Source organism: Methylocaldum sp. RMAD-M, assembly GCF_017832375.1.
Lineage (GTDB): Bacteria > Pseudomonadota > Gammaproteobacteria > Methylococcales > Methylococcaceae > Methylocaldum.
This window is the reverse complement of record NZ_JAFIBZ010000010.1, coordinates 25,407-51,794: the sequence shown is the minus strand read 5'-3', so window position 1 is coordinate 51,794 and position 26,388 is coordinate 25,407. Positions and strand designations below refer to the sequence as shown.

Sequence of the window (26,388 nt, the reverse complement as noted above, 5' to 3'; positions counted from 1 at the left end):
GGTTCGGCCGGCCGCTTCCTTCCAAAGAGACCGTCACCGCCATGCGTCGCGATATTCCCGCTGTACGAATGAAGGATCTTCCGCATGACCCACGCGGACTGTCCTCTATCGATATCGCCGAACGCAGAAAACGATATGGCCGGAACGACATTCTCGAAATCGCCGGCAGTCCGTGGCTGGAACTGGCGCGCGATACGCTCAAGGACCCCATGATCTGGTTCCTGGTCGGAACCGGTCTCATTTATGCCGTGCTCGGCAGTTATGCCGAGGCGATGACGCTAATGGCGGCCATTCTGCCGTTGCTGGGCATGGATGCCTTTCTGCATCGCCGGACACAGGTATCGACTGAAGGACTCGGCCGGCAGCTTGCTCAGACCGCCCGTGTCGTCCGTGACGGTGCGCTATTGGAAATCTCCGCTTCCGAGCTGGTTCCCGGCGACCGGGTGCGGATCGAGACCGGCGAGGCTTTTCCGGCCGACGGGTTGATCTCCGCCGGGGAGCAATTGCAGGCGGATGAATCGTCTCTGACCGGAGAAGCGTATCCGGTGCCGAAGCACGCTCTCAGAGCAATGCCGCTGCGATTCGACGAATCAGCCTGGATCGACGATGCGCATTGGGGATTCGCCGGTACCCGCCTGTTGACCGGCCAGGCGGAAATGACGGTAGTGTATACGGGCGGGCAAACGCTTTACGGCGAGATCGTCCGCGCCGCGGCCGCCGGCGAACGGGAGCGCACGCCGTTGCAGACCGCCATTTCCAACCTGGTGACGCTCTTGATCGCGGCTGCCGGAGTGCTTTGCCTGATTCTGGCCGGCGTGCGGCTGCATCAAGGCCACGGCTGGGTGGACGCCCTGGTCAGCGCGGCGACCCTCGCGGTGGCGGCTCTTCCCGAAGAGTTTCCGGTGGTATTCACCCTGTTTCTGGGCGTCGGCGTGTATCGGCTGGCGCGGCGGAAGGCGCTGGTCCGGCGCGGCGTATCGGTGGAGAACATCGGTCGCATCACCTGCATCTGTTCCGACAAGACCGGCACGATTACCGAGGGCCGTCTTCGGCTCGAACATCTGGCCCCCGGCGCGGACGTTTCCGAAAATGAACTGCTCCGATGGGCGGCGTTTGCGTCCCGTGCGGAATCCGGCGATCCCATGGATACGGCGATCCTCGAACGCGTTCAGAAACGTGCGATTTCGGCCGCTGCCGATGTCGTGCTCGAGACCTATCCCTACACCGAGCAGCGCCGCCGCGAAACCGTGGTGGTGCGGATCGGCGACAGGATACACGTGGCCAGCAAGGGGGCTCCTGAAGTCTTGCTGGCGCTGGTAAACCTTAGCGAGGCGGAACGGACCGATTGGGCGTCGCGGGTCGACCGCCTGGCCGCCGAAGGCCACAAGGTGCTCGCTTGCGCATGCTGGCATCTGGATGGCGCCTGGAGCGGCGGCGAACCGGACCGCGGCGGCCGGTTCCTGGGATTGCTGGCTTTCGAGGACCCGATCCGGGACGGCGTGATCGAATCGGTGCGGGAATGCCGCGCCGCCGGCATCCGCGTGGTGATGGTCACCGGCGATCACCCGGCGACCGCGGGCGGCGTGGCGCGGCAGATCGGGATGAAGGGCGGCATCGTTCTGGGCGACGAACTGGTCCGCCGTCTCGATGATGGTGCCTCTCTTCGTCCGGATGTCGACGTGGTGGCGCGCGCCCTGCCTACCCAGAAGCTGGCCCTGGTGCGGGCATTGAAGGCGGAAGGCGAGATCGTGGCCGTCACCGGCGACGGCGTGAACGACGTTCCGGCGCTTCAGGCCGCGGACATTGGCATCGCCATGGGCGAGCGCGGTACCCGCAGCGCACGAGAAATCGCTTCCATCGTCCTGCTCAACGACAATTTCAGCACCATCGTCCGAGCCATCGCCGAGGGGCGGCAGCTATTCCGCAATCTCCAGCTCAGCTTCCAATATCTGCTGCTGATCCACATCCCCTTGGTCATTACGGCCACCTTCATTCCGCTGATCGGGCATCCCATCCTGTACTTGCCCGTACATATCGTCTGGCTGGAGACGCTCATCCACCCGACGGCGCTTTTGGTGTTTCAGGAACTGCCGGCGCGCGGGCCGCTACGGCTGGTGCCGAAGCGCCGGGAGGCGCGATTTTTCTCGGGTGGGGAGTGGTTCCTGATCGCCACGATCGGAGCTCTGATCACTGCGCTGATCTTGTGGACCTACGACCGCAGCCTTCTGCCGGGCGGCAGTGTCGAACATGCGCGCGCCATGGCGATGGTGGCGCTGACCTGCGCCAGTGCGGCGGCCACTGCCGTTCTGAGCCGTTTGCGGACGAAGACCGCCTGGCTGATGGTCGTTGCGACCGTCGGATCGTCGCTGGTTCTGGTGCAGACGCCTTGGCTGGCCGCGCGTTTGAGTCTGCAACCCTTACACCGGGACGACTGGCTGATCGCCATGTTCGGCGGGCTGTTATCCGTCGCCGGCCCCATGGTTCTGTACTATGCGGCGAGGCGTCTCGTCCGGGCGGCGGGTAATTTTCTCGCCGGCTATTTTCGTCGCGCCGCTGAGGATGGTCGGAATGAAGTAACCGCTTCGCGATCGCCGGAGGCCCCGCTCACCCGCTATGCCTGGCTATCGATCTTCGCGGCCCTCGTGACGATCGCCTTGAAGACGGTCGCCTATCTCGTGACCGGTTCCGTGGCGCTTCTGTCCGATGCGGCCGAATCCCTGGTGAACCTGTTCGGAGCCGCGGCGGCCTTGGTCGTCCTCACGCTGGCCGCGCGACCGGCCGACGAGAACCATCCGTTCGGGCACGGTAAAGCCGAATATTTCTCCAGCGGTTTCGAGGGCGCGCTGATTGTCGTGGCGGCCGCCGGCATTGCCTGGGCGGCCTGGGATCGCCTGATGCATCCTCAGGCGCTGGCGGCGATCAATCTGGGCATGCTGGTTTCGGTGGCGGCAGCGCTGGTCAATCTGGCGGTGGCCAGGGTGCTGCTGCGAGCGGGACGCCGGTCCGGATCGATCACGCTCGAGGCCGACGGCAAGCATTTGATGACCGACGTCTGGACCACCGGCGCCGTACTGGCAGGGCTGGGCGGAATCGCATTGACCGGGTGGCAATGGCTGGACCCGGCCATCGCGCTTCTGGCGGCCCTCAATATCGTGGTCTCGGGCACCCAGCTCATACTGCGCTCGCTTTCCGGGCTGCTCGGCGCCGCCATACCTCCCGAGGAACGCCATCGCATCGAACGCATTCTCGACAACTACCGGCGGCAAGGCATCCAGTTCCACGACCTCCGCGCCCGCGTCGCCGGCACCCAGCGGCTGATCACCCTGCATGTGCTCGTACCCGGCGCGATGACGGTCCAGGAGGGACACGAACTCCTGGAGCGCATCGAGTCCGATATCCGCGAGGTCATTCCGAATCTCCTCATCGTGACCCATATCGAACCTTTGGAAGACGCGTCTTCCTTTCGCCATGAAATCATCCAATAAGCCGATGGGGAGGCCATGCGCCAACTGCCATGCCGTTTCCGCCGGACTATAGGGCAGGGCGGTTGTCGGATTGGTTTACGGCCTGTGCGAGCAGGCTTTAGACCGCGATTGAGCGACGAACGGAAACTGCTCCAGGATGGTAGGTCGGCAATCCTTTGCCGACCGTGTGTCGGAAAGGGATTTCCGACCTACTATGGTGGGTTACGGCGCACGTGAAGCGCAGTGTTCGTCATCGATCGGCGGTATAGTGCGCCTAACCCACCCTACGACCTCCGCGCCATAGGGGCGTAGGTCGGCAATCCTTTGCCGACAGTGTGTCTTACCGTCATCGATCGTTTACATTCAGCCCCAAGCCACCCTGCCGGAACGCTGTTTGGCTCGGTACATTTCCATATCGGCATCCTTGAGAATCTGGTCGGGGTCCTCGTTAGTGCCCAGGAACAGCTTGATGCCGATGCTTGCCGAACATTGGTGCCGGATATCGCCCAGGACGTATTCTTGACCCAGCACATTGCGGATATCGTCGGCAAGGGCGGCGGCGTAATTCCGCGCTTTTTCCGCCTCCGGGCCGAGTCCCTCCAGCATCACTATGAATTCATCGCCGCCGAGACGCGCGACCGTGTCGCTTTCCCGGACAGTGCTTTGCAGGCGTCGGGCGACATCCATCAAGAGTTGGTCGCCGATATCGTGGCCGTGATTGTCGTTGAGCTCCTTGAAATTGTTCAGGTCGAGAAACATCACGGCAACATGGGATCTTTGGCGCGCGCTCGCGAGCTGCGCCTGATGAAGGCGATCCAGCAACAAACGGCGATTGGGCAGCCGCGTCAAAGCATCATAAAACGCGAAGTGGCGCAGTTCTTCTTCGAGACGCTTGCGCTCGTCGACTTCCGCGATGAGCATGGCATGGCTTTGTTCGAGTTCGATCGTACGTTCTCGCAGCTGCTCCGAGAGTTGTTCGCGTCGGACGGCGAAGAGCAGGACTTGATGCAAGGCGCCCCCCAACAGGATTCCGACTAGCCAGAAGCCGCCGCGCAGCCAGCCGAAGTGGCCGCCTCGGCCCCAGCCACGGTCGGGCCGCGCTGCCAGTTCCCAGGTTCCGCCCGGTGTAATGACCTCGGCGATAATGGCATCGGTATCGAATAACGAGTCGTCGCCCAGGAAGGTTTCTCCTTCCGAACCTGTGCCGTCCCTGCCTCGCAAGGCAAGCTGTAATCCCCGTACATTGGGCGCTACGCCGACGCGCGCATACAGGCTTTCGATATCGATCACCATGCTGAGCAGCCCCCAATAGTCTCCCTGGGCGCCGAGGAATACCGGAATCCGGTAGATCAGGCCCACGCCGCCCTGCTTCAATTGGGTTGGGCCGGCGAGTCGCGGTTTGCGTTCGCGGATGGCTCGCTCGACGGCGGGCCACTGCTCCTTCACATCCGGGAAGTAGAGTCCAAGCGCCTTGTCGTTACCCTCGAGCGGATAGATGTAGGTCAGGCGATTGCCGGGCGCAAGTCCGATGTTGCGGACATGCCGTCCGTACTCGTAGAGCGTTTTGAGCATCGGTTCGATCACCTCGGGTTCGAGGGTCGAGCGTGTGGTGACATAGGCGATCATGCCCTGCGTCAGAAACAGCGTGGCGTTAAGCTCGCTTTCCAGCGCGGCTCTGAGTTGACCGACTTCGCTGATGACCTGGCTGCGCTGCTCGCGTTCGGCGTTTTGTCGTTCCAGCCGTACCATATATTCCCCGACTCCGCCGACGCTCAACATCACGACGAGCGTCAGCACGCGAGCCAGTATCATTCGTTTGTGCTGAAGTGCGGCAACGAGCTTCGATTGGACCGTCGAGGGGATCACGAGGACTGCGTTTTTAAGGTGGCGGATAAGTTTACTGCATTTCAACCTGCGCCTTTGTTAAATGGAATTTTAGCAATAACCTGATAACGAGCATGGTAAAACAAGTTTCCCGGTTTTCGGTTCTTAATGCACACTCTATCCGTGAGAAATGCGGATTACTGCCTCGGAGCACCCAGTGCCGCAAGGGAACGATCGGAGCATCGCCGAAACACATTCTCGGGTGCTGTTTTGTGCCGGGGTCCGCTATGGCGAGACGACGAGATGAGCGAGACCGGCGAGCCCACGGTTGAGAGTCGGCCGGCGCTGAAGCGGGCGATCGGTCCCAAGCTGCTGTTCTTCTTCGTGATCGGCGATGTGCTCGGCACCGGCATCTACGCGCTCATCGGCAGCGTGGCCGGCCAGATCGGGGGAGCGCTGTGGCTGCCATTTCTCGTAGCGTTCGGAGTCGCGTTTCTCACCGCGTTCAGCTACCTGGAGCTGGTCGGCAAATATCCCCGCGCGGCCGGCGCGGCCTTGTACATCCAGCGGGCGTTTAAAATCCCGTTCCTGACCTTCCTGGTCGCCTTCGCCGTGATGAGTTCGGGCATTACGGCCGCCGGGGCGGCGGCTCGCGCATTCGCCGCTACCTACCTCCAGCCGTTCGCTCCCTGGCCGGTGCTGCCGGTGGCGGTCGGTTTTCTCCTCGTTCTCGGGCTGATCAACTTTCGAGGGGTGGCCGAGTCGGTGAAGATCAATATGGTACTGACCGGCGTCGAAATATCGGGCCTCTTGATCGTCATCGCCATAGGCGTGTACGCGGCGGGGAGCGGTCAAGGCGAGCCGAGCCGGCTCCTCGAATTCGACACCGAGGACCGAAACCTGCTGCTCTCGATTTCGGCAGCCACTTCCTTGGCCTTCTTCGCCATGGTCGGATTCGAGGACGCGGTAAACATGGCGGAGGAGTGCCGGGACCCCGCGCGGATTTTCCCGCGGTCGCTGCTGTCGGGGCTGATTGCCGCGGCCCTGATTTATGAGCTAGTGGCGCTTACCGCTTCGCTGCTGATTCCCGCCGAGACGCTTTCGGCCGCCAGATCCGATGCGCTCTTGACGGTGGTCGCCATCGGTGCGCCGGCGTTTCCGCTAAAGGCGTTCGCCGGCATCGGCTTGCTTGCGGTGATCAATTCGGCCCTGATCAACATGATGATGGCCAGCCGGCTGCTGTACGGCATGGCGAACGAACGGATTCTGCCGCCGGTGTTCGGCGCCGTGCATCCGACCCGGCGCACGCCATGGGTGTCGATCCTGTTCACCACCGCGATTGCGGTCGCGCTGGTCGTTACGGCTGGCGAGGATGGCGTGAGGAAGCTCGGCGGCACCACGGCCCTGCTCTTGCTGTGCGTTTTCACCGGGGTCAATATCGCCTGTCTGGTGCTGCGCCGGGAGAAAGTCGAGCATGCGCACTTCCGGGCGCCGCCTGGAACGCCCGTGCTTGGCGCGATTTTCTGCGGCTATCTGGCTCTACCGGTACTATCCGGACGGCCGGCCAGCGACTACGCGATCTCGCTCGCGCTGCTGGGCGTCGGCATCGTGTTGTGGGGAGTCAACCGGTGGTGGATCGGCCGGCCGAGGCTGGCCCGGAAACGATGATGGACTTACGGATACGCAATCGGAAGCGGCCAAAACAGTCAAATTTGAAAGTACCGGAGAAATCGTCATGAGCACTGCAAAATCGGATTCTATCGGACAATACCTCCTCAAGCGTCTATACGATGCCGGTGTCAAACATATCTTCGGCGTTCCCGGCGATTATGTGCTCGGCTTCTACGATTTGATGGTCAAAAGTCCGATCCAGCATATCGGTACTACGCGGGAGGACACCGCCGCCTTTGCCGCGGACGGCTATGCCCGCTGTCAGGGCATAGGCGCGCTGGCGGTGACTTACGGCGTGGGAGCGCTGAATACGGTCAACGCGGTCGCCGGTGCCCATGCGGAGTCCTCGCCGGTGGTCGTCATCAGCGGTGCTCCGGGCGTGCGCGAACAGCGAGAAGATCCACTGATTCATCACCGCTTCGGCCCCTTCACGTTTCAGCGCGAGATTTTCGATCGCATCACCTGCGCCACGGTCGTGCTCGATGACCCGGTCATCGCCTTTCGTCAAATCGACCGCGCCATCGCGACCGCCCGCCGGTCGTGCAAACCGGTTTACATCGAGCTCCCGCGCGATCTGGTCATGGCTGAAGGCTATTCGGTGCCGGAAGAGCCGCTCGAAGAGCCTTCGAGCGATGAAGCCGCCTTATCGGAAGCGGTCGCCGAGACCGCGGAGCTCATGACGAAGTCGGTATCGCCGACGATTCTGGCGGGCCTCGAACTGCATCGACGCGGACTTCAGGACGCTCTGGTCGAACTGGTCGAACGGGCACGCTTGCCGGTGGCGGCCACTTTGACCGGCAAGTCGGTGATTGCCGAGCGGCACCCGGCCTATCTCGGCGTCTATGAAGGCGCGATGAGTTCGGAGAACGCGCGTTACATGGTGGAACAATCCGATTTGCTGCTGATGCTGGGCGTCACCTTGAACGACATCGATACCGGCATCTACACCGCGCGTCTCGATCCCCATCGCATCGTGCGCGCGGCTCAAAACGAAGTCGTGATCCGCTATCACCGCTATCCCCGCGTCACCCTGTCGGATTTCGTCATGTCCTTGGCGCGCTCGGTGAAAGCTCGGAGCGAAACCTTCCCGGCGGCGCCCGCCGTGCCTGAAGCGAGCGGGTTTCCCGAACCGAACCGGCCGATGACGATCGCCCGTTTGATCGAACGGCTGAATCGGGCGCTTACCTCCGACATGATCGTGGTCTGCGACGTGGGCGATTGCCTGTTTGCCGCGATCGACCTACAGGTCTACGAGCGGAGCGAGTTCTTGTCCTCCGCTTTCTATACCACGATGGGCTTTGCGGTGCCCGCCGCGCTCGGCGCGCAAATCGCCCGTCCGGATCATCGTGCGCTCATCCTGGTCGGAGACGGCGCGTTTCAAATGACCGGCACCGAGCTTTCGACGCACGTACGCTTCGGCCTGGCGCCCATCGTGGTGGTTTTCAACAATTGCGGTTACAGCACCGAACGATTCATCCTCGACGGGCCTTTCAACGACATCGGCTGTTGGCGTTTCGACCGGCTGGGCGAGCTTTTCGGTCCGCTGAACGGATACGATGCGCCCGATGAGGAAGCGTTTGAGGAGGCGCTCGTCAAATCGCTCGCAGACCGCGCCACGCCAAGCATCATCAATGTTCGCCTTGCGCCCGATGACAGTTCGTCGGCCATGAGGCGCCTTGCGGAGCATTTGAAATCCAGGGTCAAGGGCTGAAGCTGATTTCTATTAACCCGGCCCAAAAATACCGTTCGCTCTGAGCCCTTCGACTTGGCTCAGGACAGAGCCGTAGGATGCCGTGAGGTACGAACCGCATCAATCGCATTCTCGAACGATGCGGTTCACTTCGTTCACCACATCCTACGGCTCTTGCTGTGGGAGCGGGCGTTAACCTGCGACCGCATAAAATCATCCATTAAGTTAGCCGTCAGAAATGTCAGACCTCCAGCTATTAGCTAGACAAAAAGCCGAGGCAATGATGCAAAAGCGCATTGCTTCCCTGCCTACTGAGATTCAGGCAATCCAGCACGAATTGTCCGCGAAAGGCCGAGTGAAATCCGGTGCAATGCTGAAGCAGGTATTGGCGACGTGCAAGGCATCGATAGAAGCTCAGTCGGAGACAGTTGTCGCGGAGTACGAGTGGGCGGTGAGACAAGCACTGTTTGCCAGCCAGTCATGGGTTGAGCGCTTGGTCGTAGACGCATCAGAGTCCTTGGAGCAGCTCTACGAGGCAACCCAAGGCCACATCCGCAGGGCATGTCACGTGGCCGGCACGCCGGAACTTGAAGTGCGGCTCCTCAGAGACCTGGAAGCAACCAATGCTGCGGCCAAAGACAGCATTGCTCTGTCCCTTCGATCCAGGTTCGCCGAACGCAGCCGAGGGCTTATTCGGGGACTTCCAAGCCTCCTATCGCGTATCGCCTCCCGAATCTTCGGAGGGGGTGGCGTGTGAAGCAAACGATCCGGCGCCGCTATTTTTCGAAGCGCCGTCGGGTAGAGAAAAGCAGCGACACGGCTTATTCCTAATTATCCGCCGAGGAAAATAACGACCAGCGCCTGTACGACATGGCCTTCCTGATCCGTTGCTCGGCAAGCTCCAGAGCGGCTTCGCGTGGCGGGATGGCTTTTGTCGTAACCGCCTCCAAGACCTGCTCCGTATTGCTTCGCACTTTTTCCCCAATCGACGAAAATACCATCGCTTGAGTGACGCCGCGATATTCCAGGGCAGCGCATATCACGCCGCCCGCATTGGCGATGAAATCCGGAACGCAGAGCACGTCGTGCTCGTGCAGGAATTTTTCGGCTTCGGGGGTGACGGGGATGTTGGCCCCCTCGACAATCAGTTTGGTGTTGAGACGCGATGCGTTCGCCGCGTTGATCACATCCGGCCGTGCGGCGGGAATCCAGATATCGCATTCCATGTCGATCACGGCGTCCCGGTCCCGTTTCTCCCCGGCCGTAACGTCGGAAACGCTCTTTCCCGTCTTTTTCAGTTCCATCAGAGCCGAGACATCCAGGCCGCGAGGATTGTAAACGGCGCCCCGACTATCGGATGCGCCGACCAAGACTGCCCCGGCTTGCGCCAGAAAGCGCGCCGAGTGCCGGCCGACGGCGCCAAACCCCTGGATCACGACTCGGGCGCCGTCGATCTTCATATTGCAGTAGCGCGCCGCAATTTCCGTGGCCTGATAAATCCCCCAGCCGGTTGCGCCGACTTCATCCAGCGGAATGCCGCCCAAATCGCTGGGCAAACCGGCGGCACGGCCTATTTCGTCTTTCACCCAGGCCATGCAGTTTTCATCGGTACCCATGTCGGGCGCGAAAATATAATCCCTTTCGTTTCTCAAACTCGAGGCGAAAGCGCGGATGAGTCTTTCCTTATCCGGTCCCGGCATTTTGGGATCGCCGAAAATGACGGACTTGGCGCCGCCATGAGGCAAACCGGCGGCCGCGTTTTTGAACGTCATCGCCCGGGCGAGACGAAAGCATTCCGCCACGCTGACATCGGGCGCCATCCTCAATCCCCCGATGGCGGGACCCCTCGCAACATTGTCTACGACCAGAATGCCTTTCAACCCTGCGGAGGGTTCATAAACGTGAATGATCCTGGCGGGACCCAATGCGTCCGCAAACCCAAAAACATCGCTCGCGTTCATCTCGATTCACCGATGTGCCGGTTTGATGCCCAGTCAAGGAGGCCGCGCGGACAGGCCAAGTTCAGGAAATTCTCCGAGCGAAGCCCTGCCTACGCACTACGACCAACTTTATCACTGTTCTGATTTCTGAATGAGAGGCCCATCGTTCGGCCAAACTCCCGGCCGTCCTGCCGGCCTCTTTTTTCGTCACCCTGCATGCGTGCCAGGCGGGAGTAAGGCGCCGCATCATTCAAGAAGATAGTCGTAAGGCTCTGCCGATTTCGGAAAACAGCGATCAGGTTTGTTGGGTTTGTCCAGTTCCGGACATTGCATCGAGGGACGATCGTCCTGAAATCATTGAGAAATTGCCGTTGCAAACCGATGGCATGTTTATCGCTTCCAATACATACGCGCCACAAAAAATCTGGATACCGTGCAAAGAGGCCGCTCCTACGGTGTCGTTGCAGGCATGGTCCTGTCTGAACCGAAAATGGCGCATTTCGATCGACCCCGGCCTGGTTTGAATCATCCGGAGACCCTTTATGGCCTATGAAGACGTTTGCAAACAAAGCCTGATCGGCGAAGGGGAGTTGGTGCCCTGCAAGGTGGGCGACAAAGAGATCGTCATCATGTGGCCGGACGGCGGAGAGCCGAAAGCCTATGAAGCGCGTTGTCCGCATGAAGGCGTTTCCCTGGGCCAGGGCGATTTCAACGGCAGAATTCTTTATTGCATCGCGCATGGATGGGTGTTCGACGGTCGCTGCGGCAAGTCTCTGCAACCTGCCGGATGGCAGATGAAGGAATATCCCATGCGCCTGCAGAACGGCATGGTGCAGGTGGACATCACCGGCTAGCTTTCGCCATCGGTGCAGCGAACCTGCGCCGACCTCTTTCTCCACCCCAACAGCCCTGGTATTTGAGTCATGGCCATTATCGAAGTCACCGACGACACCTTTCAGCAGGTGATCGAAACCCATCCCATCGTCGTTCTGGATTTCTGGGCAACCTGGTGCGGGCCGTGCCGCGCCTTTGCGCCGGTTTTCGAAGCCGCCTCCGAAAAACACCCCGATTTGTTTTTCGGCAAGATCGATACGGATCAACAACGCCAACTGTCGCAAGGATTCGATATCCGCTCGGTGCCGACGCTGATGGTGTTGCGAGACAGGATCGTGGTGGTTCGCGAATCCGGCGCATTGCCCGCCAGTTCGCTGGAAAAAGTGATCGAGCATGTCCGGGCGCTGGACATGGATAAGATCCGCGCGGAACTCGACGCTCGGGACAAGGCCGCGGTTTCGGGCTGAGCGCCCGGCTGCATTCTGTTTTATCCGGCCGATCAGCTCGTGGGGCAGGGGATGTCCTGACCGCTTTGGCGCGACCTCTCCCGGTTTCCCGCCACCCCGGCGGTACGCAACTCCCAGTCACAGGAGGAATGAGCACGTACCGGTGGGCTTGCCGGCAGGCAGCACGGGGGCGGCCGGGCTCCGGCGTACGTGATCGGAAAGCCCCTAGGCTGCTTTCCGGCGCAGGGGAACCATCTGTGCGATCACCTGCAATACGGTAAATCCATGGGTCGCGATGTCGACGGCGAGGAGAAAGACATCGGCGTTCTTGGTCGTTCCGGCCAGCTTATCCGCACGCATCACGGCCTCCTGCCCGATCCGCCCGGCGGCAAGAATGTCCTTGAATACCTGGACATCGGGATGGTCGTCGCCGAGCTGGGCGATCAAAGCCTCCGCTCGTCCCTTAAACCAGTCGGGAATGCCGATTTCCGCCCACTCGGGGCCGTTGAAAAACGATCTAAGATTCATGGCCATAGCAAAAGTCTCCAAAAATCGAGCACCGGGCCGCGCCCGATGATTAAAACTCCTCATCCCTCGCATGCTCGGCGAGCGCTTTTTCGACGATGTCGCGGCAGCGCAGTAGGCGTTCGTACTCCGCTTTGTCGACTTGAACCCACTCGCCTGACGGAGAGACTTCCGCCGGTGGCGCGACGGCCTGGGCGGCTTCGAATAAAGCCCGTTCCAATTGAAAGATGCGTTCGCTCGCCCGCTCGAGGTAAGGCACCGGATTAGCCTTGATATTGGCTTCATGCAGGGCATCCAGGCACAAGAGCTCCCCGAAGCGCCTTATCGTCTGGCGTGTTCTCTTCCCGAAATTGCGCTCGATGACCGTCATAACCACTCCGACTCTTTCTCAAACTCTCGGCGGGCTCCGAACTCAAGACGCCGAAACTGCTCGGGATTTCGTACCTTTCCCGTTACAGCGGCGGTCCGAGGTCGTCCGAAGCCTGCTTTTTCTTCTTCTCGACTTTCGCCGAGGCGTAGCTTCCCGCGTTCTTCAGGGTGACGGGAGGCGGGCCTTCCAAGTTGTGGGAAATCAGCGTCAAGGTACGCTCGAATGCCTTCTGGGCCGCCGAAGCGTCGTAAGTATCGCGCTCTTCACAGTTGAAGCTATGTCCCGCCGGATAATCGTAAACGCTGACGTCCGGTCTGGCGGAACGGAATTGAACGACCAGCTCGAAAGGGATATACGGATCGAGAGACCCGAAATGCAGCTGCGTCTGAATCTTCCGCTTTCCGTATAAATCCTGGGTCACCCCGCAGGCGTAATAGATACTGGCGCAAGCCAGTCCCTTCACCATGTTGGCCGCATGGTAAGCCAGGTAGCCGCCCCAATCGTAGCCGACGATAGCCACCTTGCCGGTACTGGCGACGGCATCGACCGCCGCCTGAATGTCGGCGATGGCGTTCGTCAGTCCTACCTGCCGCGCGAGATCCAGACCCTCGGCAACACCGGCGTCGTCATAGCTCAACTCGACATCTTTTTTTACCCGATCGAAGAGGCATGGCGCGATGGCCATATAACCCTTCGCCGCGAATGCGTCGGTCACCGTCCGAATGTGCCGGTTGACGCCAAACACCTCGTGAAGCACCACCACCGCACCCTTGGGCGCGTCCGGCGGCTCGGTCCGATAAGCGGAAAATACGTGGCCGTCGGCCGCAGAAATCTCGATCATCGCACACCCCGCAATCTGTCAATCCTCATCGATACCCTTGCGAAGGCCGTCACATCGACACCGTATAGACGAAGCACATTCCGGCAAACGGGACGATTCGGGCCTTTTTGAATAACTAAGCAGTTGTCGCGCCAAACCGTGGTCTGAGTGCGTGAGGCAGATGTCTTTCGGTGTGATTAGGGCGCGAGCGGTCAGTCGAGTTTGCCGTTGCGGGACGGAAAAATAAGGCACTAGAGCGGGCGAATGAACGAATTTTATCGCTGCTCCGGCCTCGCCGATGGCTGCGGAATACTGCAACGCAGCGAATTTCCACACAAATAACCTTGTAATTTAGTCGACAATTCTCCACACTTGGGGCGGGTTTGTTCGAACAAAAGAACCTGGCCAGCCGCACACTCGAGCAGGTTGAACTGCCGTTTCCAGGTTGACAGGCTGCGTTACCTTATTCGCTTCACTTGATTGTCGAGGCCAAGTCTCCGTACCGAATTTATGACTGACGAAAACCAAGCGCGCGCCGCCCTGGCGGCCAACCCCTTACCGCCGAACCCATGGGTACAAGTTACCGATGACGGCATCATCATCAAGGCGGGCTATAGCGACACGCTGCACCGGATGCTGCGCTGGGTTCCGAAGGTGCAATGGGTTCCCGAGAAACGCCACTGGAAGGTGCCCCTGTCCGGCGCCGAGCTGATACGTTCGGTGTTGCCTGAAATCTCGCGCCTGGCCGAGGCCACTCACGAGGAGTTCAGAGTACCTGCTCCGCCCGCTCAAAAGGAGCCGCCACTCGACGCACGTGCGGATGCGCCAAACCCGTCGACGGGCGATTCCGCCACGCGCGTATTCGATCCCGATGCTTCCGAGCGGGACCTTTTTCGCAATGCGGCGCGGTTTCTGTTCGGCAGCGATTGGCAGCGGGACACTGCTCGGGCCTTGGGCCGGGACGAACCGGCACTGGCTTGCTGGCTGGTGGGCGAAAGCGTGGTAGAGGACCATCCCCAAGTCCTGTTGAACGAGATGCTGGCTTTAATGCGCAGGCGCGCCGCCGCAATCACCGCCGCGGCGGATCAATTGGCTGAAGCTATCGCGAGGAAAAAGCAAACCGGCTCCGGTGACACCGGAAACGGCAGTTGATCGTTACGGACTTGGTCGCCGATAACATTCTGTTCTATCCGAAAACGATTTCGTAGTAGGGTGGGTTAGGCCGCGCGGCCGTAACCCACCGAGCGACCTCGAATCGGTGGGTTACGCTCCGCTAACCCACCCTACGTAATGTTCACTCGAATGCCGAATGGAATTAGGCGCGTATCGCACGACACCTGCAAAGTTCCTTTGGTGTTTCCGCGCGCCGTAGCCCACCGACCAAGGCCGCGCAACCGGTGGGTTACGGCGCGCGAAGAGTTCCGTGACTGCCGAATGCTTCGTGGGAGTGCGCGCCTAACCCACCCTACACCAGATATACGAATCGGAACATTGTTTTCGGACGCACCTTAAGCACAGGGCAGGGAGCCCGGCGCCCGCGTTATGTTGGCGTGAGCCTGCTTCTCTGCCGCCGCAAGCGCGCGGGCTTCGTCTTTCCTGTCAGCCAGGCTGCATTTCATCGGTATTGGCGACAAATTCGATGCGCGTGACTTCGTCGAATACCTCGTTGGGAATGGTGTGCTCGTACTGGTTTTCATACCAGCTGCGGCAATACGGTAGGAAGATCCTCCCCTGATGGATGTGGTGCAAAACCTTGTCCCCTCGGTAGAGCACGTATTCGACCCCGGTGTTGTCGCCACGGCTGCTCCAGTCATCGCCGAACACTTCGAACTGGATGAATAGCTTGGAAAACAGGCGGCCCGCTTCGGTCGTCTTGACCGCGGTGACACGGATATTCTGGTAACGGCGGGCAACGGCGCCGGTGTCGAGGGTTTGCAGGAACTCCTGCAATTTTCCCTTTTTCACCTGCGTCGTCTCGCCGATGGGAACGCCCAGATCGTTGAGTCCAGTGGTTTTGGCGGGCGCCAGTTCAATCGAAGCGATATGTTTTACTAATGAAGCCATAATCTTGCCTTTAATGTGCCCGTGGGCATTGTCGCTCCCCTCCCTGCTAAGAGAGAGCTCAACATAAACCACTGGATTGTTCGGGAGATGCCGGCCTGATCCGGTTCTTCTCAGCGCGCGGCGACGGTACTCGGAAGCAAGGTGTGAATCGTCGTCCATCCCCTCGGTACCGGGTTGCGCTGGAAAAACGCCGGGTCAGCCATGAAGGTTTGTCGTGGCCGCTCGCTGAACACGCCGCCGATGTCGCATAGCGGAATGACGCGGTCCTGCGGCGGCTGACAATCAACGCAAACCATCCCCCTTACCACGACAACCCCCGCCCCTACATTTCCCCGCGCGATGATGTCGTGCGGCCAAAACCCGAAGATCATGCCGCCGTCGTTAAGCATCACTTGGGTCGAGAGCCCGTTGTCGATCAATCGAATCAATGAGGTAACGTTATTCATCGCTTTCTACACAATTCCGTCGGATTCGACCGGTCGATGGACCAAGACGACCTTTGGCCTTGACCGGGACGGCTTATTATTACCCGCATTTCCCGCCGAGAGTTAGCTGCCGGTGACGCTGATCGCGCTCTTATCGAGCAGCGCACTGTTTCCGAAAACGGCTGATGTCGGCGCGACCCGCCCGAAGCTGAGCGATTGATGATCTTGGAAAAAACGCGAAGCGGCCTCCTGACGAAGACCACGAATGCGAAGATCGGAAATGCCCGCACGCTTTCATGCGCGCCGAAACGCCTGCGATTGGGTGTGTTGATCGCCGGCAACGAGCGCGCATGATCATTCAGCAAGGGCGCACACGGCACCGGCACGTACACTCGTTACCGAAGCCATCATCACTGCAAGTGCCGGATCAAACCCGGCAATTCCTTGAAATCGTCGAACCATACCGGACGCACGCCGAATTCGAGGTATTTGGCCGATTCCGCCTCGATCTCGTCCGGGGCCGGTTCCTTCCCCTGTCTGTCGCGCGGCCACTTCAGGAGCGCGTAGTGGTAGCGGCCCGGGTATTCCGCGATGGCTTCCCGAAGCAGGTCGTTCATCGCGTCATCGGTGAACGAACAACCGACATATAGCGCGATATGTACCGGATTGGCCAGAAATCCCCGATAAACGGTCTCCAGAATCCTGGATCGCGGACCTTTGTACACCGTCAGGTACTGGGACGTCGAAAAGACAAAGCGGACGTCCGTTATCAAAAAAATGCGTCTGGGCGTGTAGCCGTGCAGATGAAAGACCGGTTGGTGCCACCGGCTGTTGCGGGCCAGTTCGTCGGGGTCGCCTCGAAGCTCATCGCCCTTCATGGCCCAGGCCGCATGCGGGATCTTCTGTTCGGCGAGCGCTTCGGACATGAGGGCATCGAAGTTGTAGGTAATGATCGAGTCCCAGCCCGGAAACAGGCCGGGACCGCGCACCGGCACCTCCTGCGCATGCGCCAGTTCGGCGATGGCCCGGTGGATCTCGCTGGGCTCTTTCGCGCGCGTATAGAGAATCCTGGTGAGCAGGCGAAACAGGTGTTGACCGCAAAGGTCGTAACACACTTGCGCTCCCTGCATTAGGGTCTCGACATCGGTGGAAGAGCGTTTGGCCTTCACCTCGGCGAAGATCCTTCGTGCGATTTGCTCCTGCTCCGAGGTAAAGCGCCTCACTTCGCTGACCCGTTGCTCAAAGCGCCAGGTGCCGCTCCCGCCGGTGCGCACGGTGCCGTCGGGAAGGAATTCGATCGGAGCTTGAGGAGGATTGTCGGCGGCGGGCACGGATTCATGGAATTCCAGGCCCTTGTCGAGCGTTTCCTCCAGCATCAAGAGCACCAGATCCGACCAGGACGGCGCACCGGCGCCCATCGAGACTCCGGCTCCCAACACCGGCGACAGCGCGCTCGATCGGCGAATCAGGCGCAGCAGCCCGAGATCGAACTCCCGAATGCGCCATCCGAGCCGGGTCCGGATCTCCTCGATGTAAGGCAGTACCAGACGCACTTCGGAGCGGATATCGGGCAGCGGACGGTTGGATAGCGGATGCTGACTGGCCCGGTAGATCCCGTTGACGTAGGTTTCGAGCTCGAACAGCGCGGCGGCCGGATCGTCGTTGAGAGCAAGCTGTTCCAATCGCGAAAGATCGCCGCCGTGCAGCGCTCTTTGCCAGGCGGCGTGCTGCTCCGACGGGCGCGGGACCAATGACCGATCTTGAGGCATCTTTAAGTGTCCTCCGATTGCAGCAATCGCGCATTTGCCGCCCTGACGGGCATGAAAAACGCAATGGTATGAACAGATTGGGGACGGTAGCTCGTCGATGATCCAAAAGCCGAATTTTCGAGTCAAGGATTTTTAGGCGGACTGGGCCAAGAGGAAACGGCCCCGTCCAGCCGGTAATTTGTCGGCTCAACCGAAACAATCGAAACGCCATAAAGAGGCCGCACTCCCATGGCGCGTTTGAGGCTTCGATCCGCGACCTCCAAAGACGTCTTTGCCCGGCCGGGTGGCCGTGCACTCGCCTGTCGGTTCCGTTACCGCGAGCCGTTGACCCTTCCTTCGCTTCGAACCAAATGCGAAAATGCGTTGATTCAAACGGAATACCCTTTCTGTACATTAGGATGAGACTACAACTCCTGCCGGTGCGCCCGTTGAGCCTGGCAAACGCCTGGATATCCAGGGCGTGACGCGGGGAAGATCGGTCTTCCACTCCGCCGAAATCGATCGGTCCATCTGCCTGCCTGCCCCGTAATTACGACCCTGGTAAAGCCGTGTTCGAGTCGCCCCGCCCAAAATTCCTTCACCTTGCCTTATTCCCCGCCGCCTACCTGCTGGGTTCCTGGCTCGGCCATTGGCTGACGCTGCTGCCCGGATCGGGCGTAACCTTGTGGCCGCCGAGCGGTCTCTATCTTGCGGTGCTGTTGTTGAGCGAGAAACGCCATTGGCCTTGGTGGATATTGGCCGGATTGCCCGCCGAAGCGGCCGGCGACCTGTGGCTGTTCCACATTCCGCTTTCCGCCGCTCTTTCCATCTATTTGGGCAATACGCTCGAAGCACTGGTCGGCGCAAGCCTGGTGCGCGGCTGGTGCGGCGCGCCGTTTCAGTTGCGCGGGTTGCGGGAGGTGCTGGTGCTGATCCTCTTCGGCGCGTTATTGAGCCCCGTCCTCAGCGCGACGTTGGGTGCCGCGATCTTGGCCGCGCTCGGGTGGCAGGCGTTCACCTGGGTTTGGCCGCTCTGGTGGGTCGGCGACGGCGTGGGCGTCCTGATCGTGGCTCCCCTGGTCCTGGAGGTCTTTCAGGCTCGATGGAAATGGCGGGACATCCAAGTCGCTCGCTGGGTTGAAGCCGGGACGATGATCGCCGTGTTCGTCGCTATTGCCCACCTCGTCTTCACCGGCCGATTTCCGTACGGCTACATCATCATGCTGCCCCTGCTGTGGGCCACGCTGCGCTTCGAAATTTTCGGAATGGCGCTGACCATGGCCATCCTGACGGTCATGGCGGTGCGCTACACGGCGGGCGGGCTCGGGCTGTTCGCAAATCCCGACTTCGCTCCCGATGAGCGGCAGTGGCTGGTACAGATGTTCTTGGTCATCGTCGCCTTCTCGGCGCTCGTGGTCGCCGCCCTTACCCGGCAACACCGGCAGGCGCTGTTCAGTTTAGAGCGCGCCTACGGCGAGCTCGAAGCCCGCGTGCTCGAACGTACGGCGGAGGCACGCGAGAACGAGGAGCGGCTACGGCTGTTTATCGAATATGCGCCCGCGGCGGTAGCCATGTTCGACCGTGAAATGCGTTATCTCGCCGTCAGCCGCCGTTGGCTGGACGATTACAGTCTCGAAGGCGAGGTGCGGGGCCGTTCCCATTACGACGTCTTCCCCGAGATTCCCGAGCGCTGGAGAAACGCCCATCGCCGCGCACTGGCCGGCGAAGTCGTTACCGCCGACGAAGACCACTTCGTCCGAACCAATGGAACCGTCCAATGGCAGCGTTGGGAGGTGCGGCCGTGGCGCGGGGCGGATGGCGCCATCGGCGGGATAATCCTTTTTACCGAGGACATCACCGACCGCAAGGTGGCCGAGAACGCGGTGCGCGAGTCGGAAGAGAAATACCGAGCCCTGTTCGAGTCCATAGACCAGGGGTTTTGTACCATCGAAGTGTTGTTCGATGAAAACGAAAAACCCGTGGATTACCGGTTCCTGACCGTCAATCCGGCATTTGAACGCCAGACGGGAATTCCCAACGCGGCCGGCAGACGGATGCGGGAAATCGCCCCTCTGCACGAGGAACACTGGTTCGAGATTTACGGCCGGATCGCCTTGACGGGCGAGCCGATGCGTTTCGAAAACCGCGCGGCGCAGCTCCACCGTTATTACGATGTTTACGCCTTTCGGATCGGCGCGCCGGAGGAACGAAAAGTGGCGATTCTTTTCAACGACATCACCGAGCGCAAGCGCGCCGACGAGGCCCTCCGCGCCAGCGAGCAGCGCTTCCGCGCCATCTTCGAGCATGCGGGGACCGGCATCGCCATCACCGACGAAGAGGGACATGTTCTGAAGTGCAATCCCGCATTTTGCACTCTGCTCGGCTATACCCAGGAGGAACTCGGTCACCTCGTTTTGCCCGACCTGGTGCATCCCGACGACTGTGCCGCCAATTTTTCCGCGCTCCGCCGCCTGCGGGAAGAGGAACTTCCTTACTTCGAAATGGAAAACCGCTACCTGCGCAAGGACGGCCAAACGGTCTGGGTGCGCAAGTTCGTTTCGCTGCTGCGTGAATCGGCGGATGTGCCGGCGCACCTGGTGGCGCTGGTAACCGACATGACCGAGCGCCACCACATGGAGGAAGCCTTGCGCGCTGCCGACCGCCAGAAGGACGAGTTCCTGGCGATGCTGGCGCACGAGCTGAGAAATCCGCTGGCCCCGATCCGCAATGCCCTGTACGTGCTGCAAAGATCCGACGCCGAAGCTGTGGCCAACGAACGCACTCGTGCCATGCTCACGATGATGGAGCGCCAGGTGAACCATTTGGTCCGGCTGGTGGACGATCTCCTGGAAGTGTCCCGCATCACCCGCGGCAAGATCGAGCTCAAGAAGGAACGAGTCGATCTGGCGGTTGTCATCGGTCATGCCGTTGAAACCAATCAGCCGCTCATCCAGGCAAACGACCACGATCTGAGCGTTTCCCTCCCGCCGGAACCCTTGCTTCTCGATGCGGACCCGGTGCGGATTGCCCAGATTTTCGCCAATCTGCTCAACAATGCCACCAAGTACACGCCTGCCGGCGGACACATTCATCTCACGGCGGCGCAAATGGGCAACGAGGCCGTCGTCCGCGTCCGCGACACTGGCGTCGGTATTTCGGCCGGGATGTTGCCCCACGTGTTCGATCTTTTCACCCAGGTCGACCGTACCCTCGACCGGTCTCAAGGGGGGCTGGGAATCGGGCTGGCCCTGGTGCGCCGCCTGGTCGAGCTGCACGGCGGCCGGGTCGAGGTCCACAGCGAGGGATCGGGACGGGGCAGCGAGTTCGTGGTGTATCTGCCGCTGGCCGCCGCCGCTTCGGCCGACGCCGCGATCTCGGAAGCCGCGGTTCCGTAAGCCAGGCCGTCTCTGCACGAGTCGCCGCGTTGAATCCTGGTGGCGGCTAATTCCATTCGGCATTCGAATGGACATTCATCGTAGGATGGGTAGAGCGAAGCGAAACCCATCGATGGTGGGATAGCCCCTCGGCTCCGCTCGCGACAGGCTCCGCGTAACCCACCGATCCGAGGTCGCGCGGTGGGTTGCGGCCTCGCGGCCTGCTGCTCGAATTTTCCGACGGCGATATCCGGGTAGCCCGTGATGGGCCGGTGACATTGAACGCCTCGCCCGCTTGGGCAATGCCGGTCCTGCGGCATAGCCGGATAGGCGTTCCGGATCAGGGGCTGGTCGGATCCCAAATAAGACGGGCGAGATCCGTCAAGTCGACATCCCGGTCGACGGGACATTGCGGGCAATCCAGGCGATTGGGCCGATTCGGGCATCGGCTGCATTGGCGAATCAGCATCTCAGCCCGTTCAAGATCGCGTTCCACCAATTCCAGCTCGCTCCGGGTCGAATCAATCCATCCCCGCAGTTCATCCAGGAGCGGCAATACCTTCGATACGGCTTCCGCCCCGGAGCCGCATTGCTCGCGAACGCAAGCGAGCCGCTGGACATCGCTCAATTCCATCCCCAAGCGGGCAAGCCGGAGGACGATCGCCATGCGTTTGACGTCTTTCTTGCGGTAAAGCCGGGTCCCGCCACGGGTCCGTTCGGGCGCGATCAGGCCCAGTTCTTCGTACAGGCGGATAGTTCTGGGCGTGGTTCCCAGGTCTTCGGCTAACTCGCCGATCTTCAGCATGTCGCGCTGGTCGCGCGGAGGGAGGCGCATAACCATTACATCTCTATATTTGACGTTTACGGAAGATTCTGTTGACGCATCGGATGGAGCCGAGTTATAAGGTTTCCATCCAAGATTGGTTTTATATTAATGAATTTTAATTAAATATAGATATTGATGAGCTTCAGGAATGCGAGCAAACAAGGCTTTTTGGGTTGACATGTTATTCCGTTACAGGACGAAAGTGATGGCCTGTCACCGGTTGGCGCTGACGGGCGGAGTTTATCCTCGCTCGCTGCGGGTTACCCTGGTCGTCGGCACGCTCTTGAATCTTATCAACCAACCCGAGGCTCTCCTGGGCGCGTCGCCCTGGAATTTGACGCAGGCGATTTTGACGTATGCGGTGCCTTTTCTTGTCGCCACCTATGGTGCCGTGTCCGGGAGCACCCGACAGAACGGCCGCTCGGCATGAACGCTGATAGAGACACTTTGCGGCCGAAAGTGATCTCCTCCATTTCGTTATCTTGCGGAGAATACCATGACGATTCCAACTGAACCGATAGGCAGCATTCCCCGTCCTCCGGAGCTTCTTGCGTTATTGCGGGAGTTTCGTGCCGGTCGAGCTTCCTCGGAACGACTGGCGACGGTGTCCGAGGAGGCTCTGCGCGATACCCTCCGCCGCTTCGAAGACACCGGGTCGCCAGTCGTTACGGATGGCGAACAAACCAAGCCGAGCTTTGCCACTTATCCGCTACAGGGCCTTCCCAACATCGCCCCGGACGGCGCGGTCATTACGTTTGCCGATGGCCATACGCGCCAGTTGCCGCGGTTGACGGCGGAGCCGTTTCGCTATGCGACGTACGCCGACCAATACCTCCGGGCTGCCCAACGCCTGACCTCATTGCCCGTGAAGCAGGCCGTCATTTCGGCTTCGGCGCTCAGTCTGATCTATCCGCCCGATGGGATCGAAGGCTATCCTCGGGAAGCTTTCCTCGACGACCTCGTCCGGGAAGCCGCCCGGGATATCCGGGGTTGTCTCGAGGCGGGAGCCTATCGCGTGCAGATCGATTTCACGGAGGGTCGGCTCGCGGTCAAGCTCGATCCCTCGAAGCGGTTGCTTCGGGAATTCATCGCTTTGAACAATCGCGTGCTCGATCATTTCACTCCCGAGGAGCGGCGGCGCATCGGCGTTCATACCTGCCCCGGCGGCGACCGCGACTCGACCCACAGTGCGGACGTGGACTATGCCGAACTCTTGCCGAGTTTGCTCGAGCTCAAGGCCGACAATTTTTACGTTCAGCTGGCCAGCGAAAAACAGTCCGACCGCGCGCTCGCCGCGCTTCGGCGGCATGTGCGGCCGGGGCAGAGGATTTTCGTCGGCGTGATCGACGTGCTCAATCCGGAGGTCGAGACGCCGGAGGCGGTGCGCGATCGCGTGTTGAAGGCCGCAGAATACCTTTCGCTCGATCAACTGGGAACGACCGATGATTGCGGCTTTTCGCCGTTCGAGGACGACACATCGACCGGCCGCGATACGGCGTTCGGAAAGATTCGATCGAGAGTGCTGGGTACGAAGCTAGCCGAGCTCATTCTGGAACGATAGCCGATCGAGAGGCTTGGAAGACGGGGACCATGGAAAGTCGGTCAGGCTTTGGCGCTTTGATGGCCCGCCTGTTCTCCCGTCACCCGGTACGCCATGTCCGGCTGCCGTGATGGTTACGACTGCGTAAATCTCGTATTCCGTCTCAAGATATCGACGGATGTCTCTCGGCCTTGACAAAGGGTCCTCAAGAGGCGTATTACCGCTCGGGAAAGGCTCATGACGCTCAAATAAAAAAGGAGAAAGCTCATGGCAACTCTGAGTTGGTCGCTCACGATACAGGTCAGTGGCAGCGCGGCGGTGACTCTTTCCCGCCCGCCTCAGGAGATCGAGGCAACCGACCGGATCGAGGTTTCGATCCAGCCGGGCGACAGCGATAAGGTCATCGACCTGCAACCGGGGGGAAGCAGCGCCATTCACCTTCTGGTGATCAAGTCTTCCGCTTACGGTACGCATCTGAGCTTCAAGGTCAGTGACGGGACCACCGATTCCTCCTCTCTGACACTGGACAGTCCCCAAATCTTCTCCGGTGGCGGCGTCGCCTTGTTCGGCGTGGCGCCACGCCAAATGAAATTCACCAATAGCAGCTCCGACAAGCCCGCCAGCGTCGAGATCCTCGTCGCGCGGGATGCCACGCCTTGATATGACGGCCGGGGATGCAGGTCCCCGTTCTTAACCAACCAGTCGATACGGAGAGATCGCCATGCCCGTTGCTCTTACCTATCCCGGTGTCTATATCGAAGAAGTGCCCAGCGGCGTTCGAACCATCACGGGCGTGGCCACCTCCATTACCGCCTTCATCGGAAGGGCGTTGCAAGGCCCCGTGAACCAAGCCGTTCGCATCCAGAGCTTCGCCGAGTACACCCGCCTCTTCGGCGGTTTGTGGCAGGCCAGCACCATGAGCTATGCCGTCAGCCATTTCTTCCAGCACGGCGGGAGCGATGCGATCATCGTGCGGGTCTTCAATGGCGACGTGGCGGCCAGCACCGCGACCATCACCCTGGTCACGGCAAGCGGCAACCTGGTGTTGGAAGCCTCCAGCCCAGGCACCTGGGGCGGCGCCCTGCGCGCCACCGTGGATCACGATACCCGCGATCCGGGCGACACGGCCCTGTTCAACCTGACCGTCGAGCAGCTCGACCGCCCCGGCGGCACACGGGTGATCGCCTCCGAGCGTTTCCGCAACGTGTCGGGCAAGGTCACGGATCCGCGCTTCGTCGATACCGTTCTCGCCCAGGGGTCGAGTTTCGTGAGGGTGCGTACCTCGGCACCGGACGGCGAAAGCCCCACCGACGCCACGCAAGCGGCGGTAGGCAACGCCACCGACGACGGAGACCCGCTGGTCGACGGGCAAATCACCGGCGATCCGAATCAGCGCACCGGGATCCATGCCCTGGAGCCGGTCGACCTGTTCAACTTGCTCTGCATTCCGCCGCTGTCGCCTACCGCCGACGTGGCCGATACGACCTGGGCTGCCGCTGCGAAATACTGCCAGGACCGCCGGGCGATGCTGATCGTCGACCCGCCCGCGGCCTGGACCGCGAATCCTAGCACGGCGGTCGCCACGGCCGAGACCGGGGTGAACGGGGTCCGCGGAACCATCGGCAACGACGACGCCCGCAACGCGGTCATGTATTTCCCGCGGCTCCGAATGCCGGACCCCCTCAACGAGAATCGCCTGGGCAGCTTCGCCCCGTGCGGCGCAGTGGCCGGGATCATGGCGCGGACCGACGCCCAGCGCGGCGTGTGGAAAGCGCCGGCCGGCCTGGAAGCGTCGTTCTCCGGGGTCCAGGAATTCACCTACACCCTCACCGACGGCGAGAACGGGCGCTTGAATCCCCTGGGCCTCAACTGCCTGCGCAGCTTTCCGGTCGCCGGCAAGGTCGTGTGGGGCGCCCGCACCCTGGTCGGGGCCGATCTGCTCGCTTCGGAATGGAAATACCTGCCGGTGCGGCGTATGGCCCTCTTTCTCGAGGAAAGTCTTTACCGCGGCACCCAGTGGGTGGTGTTCGAGCCCAACGATGAACCCCTCTGGGCGCAGATCCGGCTCAACGTGGGCGCGTTCATGCAGAACCTGTTCCGCCAGGGCGCTTTCCAGGGCCAGAGTCCCAGGGAAGCGTATCTCGTCAAGTGCGACCGCGAGACCACCACGCAGAACGATATCAATTTGGGCATCGTGAACATCCTGGTGGGCTTCGCTCCGCTCAAGCCCGCCGAATTCGTGGTGATCCGCATCCAGCAGTTGGCCGGACAGATTCAGGCTTAACCGGGGAGAATTCAAGATGGCGCAGTTTTCCGTGAACGCTCAGCGTTTCGATCCGTACAAGAACTTCAAATTCCGCGTGAAATGGGACGGCCGCTACGTCGCCGGCATCTCCAAGGTGGGCGCTCTCAAGCGCTCCACCGAGATGGTCGAACACCGCGAAGGCGGCGACCCTTCCACCTCGCGCAAGTCTCCCGGTCGCACCAAGTTCGAGGCCATCACGCTCGAACGGGGCGTCACCCACGATACCGAATTCGAGAAATGGGCGAACAAGGTGTGGAACTTCGGCTCCGGCCTGGGCGCCGAGGTCTCGCTGAAGGATTTCCGCAAGGACATCATCATCGAGGTCTACAACGAGGCCGGGCAACTCGCGCTGGCCTACAAGGTGTTCCGCTGCTGGGTGTCCGAGTACCAGGCGCTGCCCGATCTCGACGCCAATGCCAACGCCGTGGCGATCCAGACCATCAAGCTCGAGAACGAGGGCTGGGAGCGCGATTACGACGTGACCGAGCCCGCCGAGACTAGCTTCACCGAACCGGATTGAAG

At 60.9% G+C, this 26,388-nt stretch carries 22 protein-coding genes; 13 read left to right on the top strand and 9 right to left on the bottom strand.

Features of this window, described 5'->3' with window-relative positions; genetic code table 11:
• Positions 1-68 precede the first annotated feature (68 nt).
• Positions 69-3,485, top strand: a complete 3,417-nt coding sequence (locus JOD69_RS11845) for an HAD-IC family P-type ATPase (protein ID WP_210023955.1) — start codon at positions 69-71, stop codon at positions 3,483-3,485.
• A 342-nt stretch (positions 3,486-3,827) separates the two neighbouring features.
• Here the strand turns inward: JOD69_RS11845 and JOD69_RS11840 are convergent, their stop codons facing one another.
• Positions 3,828-5,276, bottom strand: coding sequence for a diguanylate cyclase (locus JOD69_RS11840; RefSeq protein ID WP_086134044.1), 1,449 nt, complete (start codon positions 5,274-5,276; stop codon positions 3,828-3,830).
• Between the two features lie 315 nt (positions 5,277-5,591).
• Between JOD69_RS11840 and JOD69_RS11835 the strand changes: the two genes are divergently transcribed.
• The 3 genes from JOD69_RS11835 to JOD69_RS11825 all read left to right on the top strand — a co-directional run bounded on the left by JOD69_RS11835 (position 5,592) and on the right by JOD69_RS11825 (position 9,406).
• Positions 5,592-6,956: an APC family permease gene (locus tag JOD69_RS11835; protein ID WP_086134045.1), complete on the top strand. Its 1,365-nt coding sequence runs from the start codon at positions 5,592-5,594 to the stop codon at positions 6,954-6,956.
• 67 nt (positions 6,957-7,023) lie between these two features.
• Positions 7,024-8,670 (top strand): thiamine pyrophosphate-binding protein, encoded by a 1,647-nt coding sequence (locus JOD69_RS11830; protein WP_077729961.1) that lies wholly within the window; start codon positions 7,024-7,026, stop codon positions 8,668-8,670.
• Positions 8,671-8,932: 262 nt separating this feature from the next.
• Positions 8,933-9,406 (top strand): hypothetical protein, encoded by a 474-nt coding sequence (locus JOD69_RS11825; RefSeq protein WP_210023954.1) that lies wholly within the window; start codon positions 8,933-8,935, stop codon positions 9,404-9,406.
• A 70-nt stretch (positions 9,407-9,476) separates the two neighbouring features.
• Here the strand turns inward: JOD69_RS11825 and JOD69_RS11820 are convergent, their stop codons facing one another.
• A complete protein-coding gene (locus tag JOD69_RS11820) occupies positions 9,477-10,610 on the bottom strand; it encodes a Glu/Leu/Phe/Val dehydrogenase (protein WP_086134047.1) in 1,134 nt (377 codons plus the stop codon).
• 521 nt (positions 10,611-11,131) lie between these two features.
• On the opposite strand from JOD69_RS11820, the gene JOD69_RS11815 reads away from it, so the two are divergent.
• On the top strand, positions 11,132-11,443 hold the full coding sequence (locus tag JOD69_RS11815; RefSeq protein ID WP_077729963.1) for a Rieske 2Fe-2S domain-containing protein: 312 nt from the start codon (positions 11,132-11,134) through the stop codon (positions 11,441-11,443).
• A 69-nt stretch (positions 11,444-11,512) separates the two neighbouring features.
• Positions 11,513-11,890: a thioredoxin family protein gene (locus JOD69_RS11810; protein ID WP_077729964.1), complete on the top strand. Its 378-nt coding sequence runs from the start codon at positions 11,513-11,515 to the stop codon at positions 11,888-11,890.
• Between the two features lie 204 nt (positions 11,891-12,094).
• Here JOD69_RS11810 and JOD69_RS11805 read toward each other — a convergent pair whose 3' ends face one another.
• The 3 genes from JOD69_RS11805 to JOD69_RS11795 form a co-directional block, all read right to left on the bottom strand.
• Positions 12,095-12,403, bottom strand: a complete 309-nt coding sequence (locus JOD69_RS11805; RefSeq protein WP_086134048.1) for a hypothetical protein — start codon at positions 12,401-12,403, stop codon at positions 12,095-12,097.
• Between the two features lie 43 nt (positions 12,404-12,446).
• Positions 12,447-12,764, bottom strand: a complete 318-nt coding sequence (locus JOD69_RS11800) for a hypothetical protein (RefSeq protein ID WP_086134049.1) — start codon at positions 12,762-12,764, stop codon at positions 12,447-12,449.
• 82 nt (positions 12,765-12,846) lie between these two features.
• Entirely contained in the window at positions 12,847-13,605 is a 759-nt protein-coding gene (locus JOD69_RS11795; protein ID WP_086134050.1) for an alpha/beta fold hydrolase, read from the bottom strand.
• Between the two features lie 489 nt (positions 13,606-14,094).
• Between JOD69_RS11795 and JOD69_RS11790 the strand changes: the two genes are divergently transcribed.
• Positions 14,095-14,736, top strand: coding sequence for a hypothetical protein (locus tag JOD69_RS11790; protein WP_086134051.1), 642 nt, complete (start codon positions 14,095-14,097; stop codon positions 14,734-14,736).
• 447 nt (positions 14,737-15,183) lie between these two features.
• Here the strand turns inward: JOD69_RS11790 and JOD69_RS11785 are convergent, their stop codons facing one another.
• The 3 genes from JOD69_RS11785 to JOD69_RS11775 form a co-directional block, all read right to left on the bottom strand.
• Positions 15,184-15,648 carry a hypothetical protein gene (locus JOD69_RS11785; protein ID WP_086134052.1) on the bottom strand — a complete coding sequence of 155 codons (465 nt, stop codon included), beginning with the start codon at positions 15,646-15,648 and terminating at the stop codon, positions 15,184-15,186.
• Between the two features lie 110 nt (positions 15,649-15,758).
• Positions 15,759-16,094: a hypothetical protein gene (locus tag JOD69_RS11780; RefSeq protein WP_086134053.1), complete on the bottom strand. Its 336-nt coding sequence runs from the start codon at positions 16,092-16,094 to the stop codon at positions 15,759-15,761.
• Positions 16,095-16,483: 389 nt separating this feature from the next.
• Positions 16,484-17,842 (bottom strand): SIR2 family protein, encoded by a 1,359-nt coding sequence (locus JOD69_RS11775; protein ID WP_086134054.1) that lies wholly within the window; start codon positions 17,840-17,842, stop codon positions 16,484-16,486.
• 548 nt (positions 17,843-18,390) lie between these two features.
• Between JOD69_RS11775 and JOD69_RS11770 the strand changes: the two genes are divergently transcribed.
• The gene (locus JOD69_RS11770) at positions 18,391-21,216 is read left to right on the top strand and encodes a PAS domain S-box protein (RefSeq protein ID WP_210023953.1); all 2,826 of its coding nucleotides are present in this window, start codon (positions 18,391-18,393) and stop codon (positions 21,214-21,216) included.
• A gap of 319 nt (positions 21,217-21,535) precedes the next feature.
• Here the strand turns inward: JOD69_RS11770 and JOD69_RS11765 are convergent, their stop codons facing one another.
• Positions 21,536-22,036 carry a MerR family transcriptional regulator gene (locus tag JOD69_RS11765; RefSeq protein ID WP_077729973.1) on the bottom strand — a complete coding sequence of 167 codons (501 nt, stop codon included), beginning with the start codon at positions 22,034-22,036 and terminating at the stop codon, positions 21,536-21,538.
• A gap of 190 nt (positions 22,037-22,226) precedes the next feature.
• On the opposite strand from JOD69_RS11765, the gene nrtS reads away from it, so the two are divergent.
• The 5 genes from nrtS to JOD69_RS11740 all read left to right on the top strand — a co-directional run bounded on the left by nrtS (position 22,227) and on the right by JOD69_RS11740 (position 26,386).
• Positions 22,227-22,451, top strand: a complete 225-nt coding sequence (nrtS, locus tag JOD69_RS11760; RefSeq protein WP_133718773.1) for a nitrate/nitrite transporter NrtS — start codon at positions 22,227-22,229, stop codon at positions 22,449-22,451.
• A 66-nt stretch (positions 22,452-22,517) separates the two neighbouring features.
• Positions 22,518-23,582: a cobalamin-independent methionine synthase II family protein gene (locus JOD69_RS11755; protein ID WP_086134057.1), complete on the top strand. Its 1,065-nt coding sequence runs from the start codon at positions 22,518-22,520 to the stop codon at positions 23,580-23,582.
• Between the two features lie 246 nt (positions 23,583-23,828).
• The gene (locus JOD69_RS11750; RefSeq protein ID WP_077729975.1) at positions 23,829-24,221 is read left to right on the top strand and encodes a hypothetical protein; all 393 of its coding nucleotides are present in this window, start codon (positions 23,829-23,831) and stop codon (positions 24,219-24,221) included.
• Positions 24,222-24,282: 61 nt separating this feature from the next.
• Positions 24,283-25,845: a phage tail sheath C-terminal domain-containing protein gene (locus tag JOD69_RS11745; RefSeq protein WP_086134058.1), complete on the top strand. Its 1,563-nt coding sequence runs from the start codon at positions 24,283-24,285 to the stop codon at positions 25,843-25,845.
• A gap of 16 nt (positions 25,846-25,861) precedes the next feature.
• On the top strand, positions 25,862-26,386 hold the full coding sequence (locus tag JOD69_RS11740) for a phage tail protein (protein WP_077729977.1): 525 nt from the start codon (positions 25,862-25,864) through the stop codon (positions 26,384-26,386).
• The last annotated feature ends 2 nt before the right edge of the window (positions 26,387-26,388 follow it).

Excerpts from the sequence above, each read along its gene's own strand:
- JOD69_RS11845 (WP_210023955.1), top strand. The coding sequence starts at position 69 with ATGAAGGATCTTCCGCATGACCCACGCGGACTGTCCTCTATCGATATC.
- JOD69_RS11840 (WP_086134044.1), bottom strand. The coding sequence starts at position 5,276 with ATGATACTGGCTCGCGTGCTGACGCTCGTCGTGATGTTGAGCGTCGGC.
- JOD69_RS11835 (WP_086134045.1), top strand. The coding sequence starts at position 5,592 with ATGAGCGAGACCGGCGAGCCCACGGTTGAGAGTCGGCCGGCGCTGAAG.
- JOD69_RS11830 (WP_077729961.1), top strand. The coding sequence starts at position 7,024 with ATGAGCACTGCAAAATCGGATTCTATCGGACAATACCTCCTCAAGCGT.
- JOD69_RS11825 (WP_210023954.1), top strand. The coding sequence starts at position 8,933 with ATGCAAAAGCGCATTGCTTCCCTGCCTACTGAGATTCAGGCAATCCAG.
- JOD69_RS11820 (WP_086134047.1), bottom strand. The coding sequence starts at position 10,610 with ATGAACGCGAGCGATGTTTTTGGGTTTGCGGACGCATTGGGTCCCGCC.
- JOD69_RS11815 (WP_077729963.1), top strand. The coding sequence starts at position 11,132 with ATGGCCTATGAAGACGTTTGCAAACAAAGCCTGATCGGCGAAGGGGAG.
- JOD69_RS11810 (WP_077729964.1), top strand. The coding sequence starts at position 11,513 with ATGGCCATTATCGAAGTCACCGACGACACCTTTCAGCAGGTGATCGAA.
- JOD69_RS11805 (WP_086134048.1), bottom strand. The coding sequence starts at position 12,403 with ATGGCCATGAATCTTAGATCGTTTTTCAACGGCCCCGAGTGGGCGGAA.
- JOD69_RS11800 (WP_086134049.1), bottom strand. The coding sequence starts at position 12,764 with ATGACGGTCATCGAGCGCAATTTCGGGAAGAGAACACGCCAGACGATA.
- JOD69_RS11795 (WP_086134050.1), bottom strand. The coding sequence starts at position 13,605 with ATGATCGAGATTTCTGCGGCCGACGGCCACGTATTTTCCGCTTATCGG.
- JOD69_RS11790 (WP_086134051.1), top strand. The coding sequence starts at position 14,095 with ATGACTGACGAAAACCAAGCGCGCGCCGCCCTGGCGGCCAACCCCTTA.
- JOD69_RS11785 (WP_086134052.1), bottom strand. The coding sequence starts at position 15,648 with ATGGCTTCATTAGTAAAACATATCGCTTCGATTGAACTGGCGCCCGCC.
- JOD69_RS11780 (WP_086134053.1), bottom strand. The coding sequence starts at position 16,094 with ATGAATAACGTTACCTCATTGATTCGATTGATCGACAACGGGCTCTCG.
- JOD69_RS11775 (WP_086134054.1), bottom strand. The coding sequence starts at position 17,842 with ATGCCTCAAGATCGGTCATTGGTCCCGCGCCCGTCGGAGCAGCACGCC.
- JOD69_RS11765 (WP_077729973.1), bottom strand. The coding sequence starts at position 22,036 with ATGGTTATGCGCCTCCCTCCGCGCGACCAGCGCGACATGCTGAAGATC.
- nrtS (WP_133718773.1), top strand. The coding sequence starts at position 22,227 with ATGGCCTGTCACCGGTTGGCGCTGACGGGCGGAGTTTATCCTCGCTCG.
- JOD69_RS11755 (WP_086134057.1), top strand. The coding sequence starts at position 22,518 with ATGACGATTCCAACTGAACCGATAGGCAGCATTCCCCGTCCTCCGGAG.
- JOD69_RS11750 (WP_077729975.1), top strand. The coding sequence starts at position 23,829 with ATGGCAACTCTGAGTTGGTCGCTCACGATACAGGTCAGTGGCAGCGCG.
- JOD69_RS11745 (WP_086134058.1), top strand. The coding sequence starts at position 24,283 with ATGCCCGTTGCTCTTACCTATCCCGGTGTCTATATCGAAGAAGTGCCC.
- JOD69_RS11740 (WP_077729977.1), top strand. The coding sequence starts at position 25,862 with ATGGCGCAGTTTTCCGTGAACGCTCAGCGTTTCGATCCGTACAAGAAC.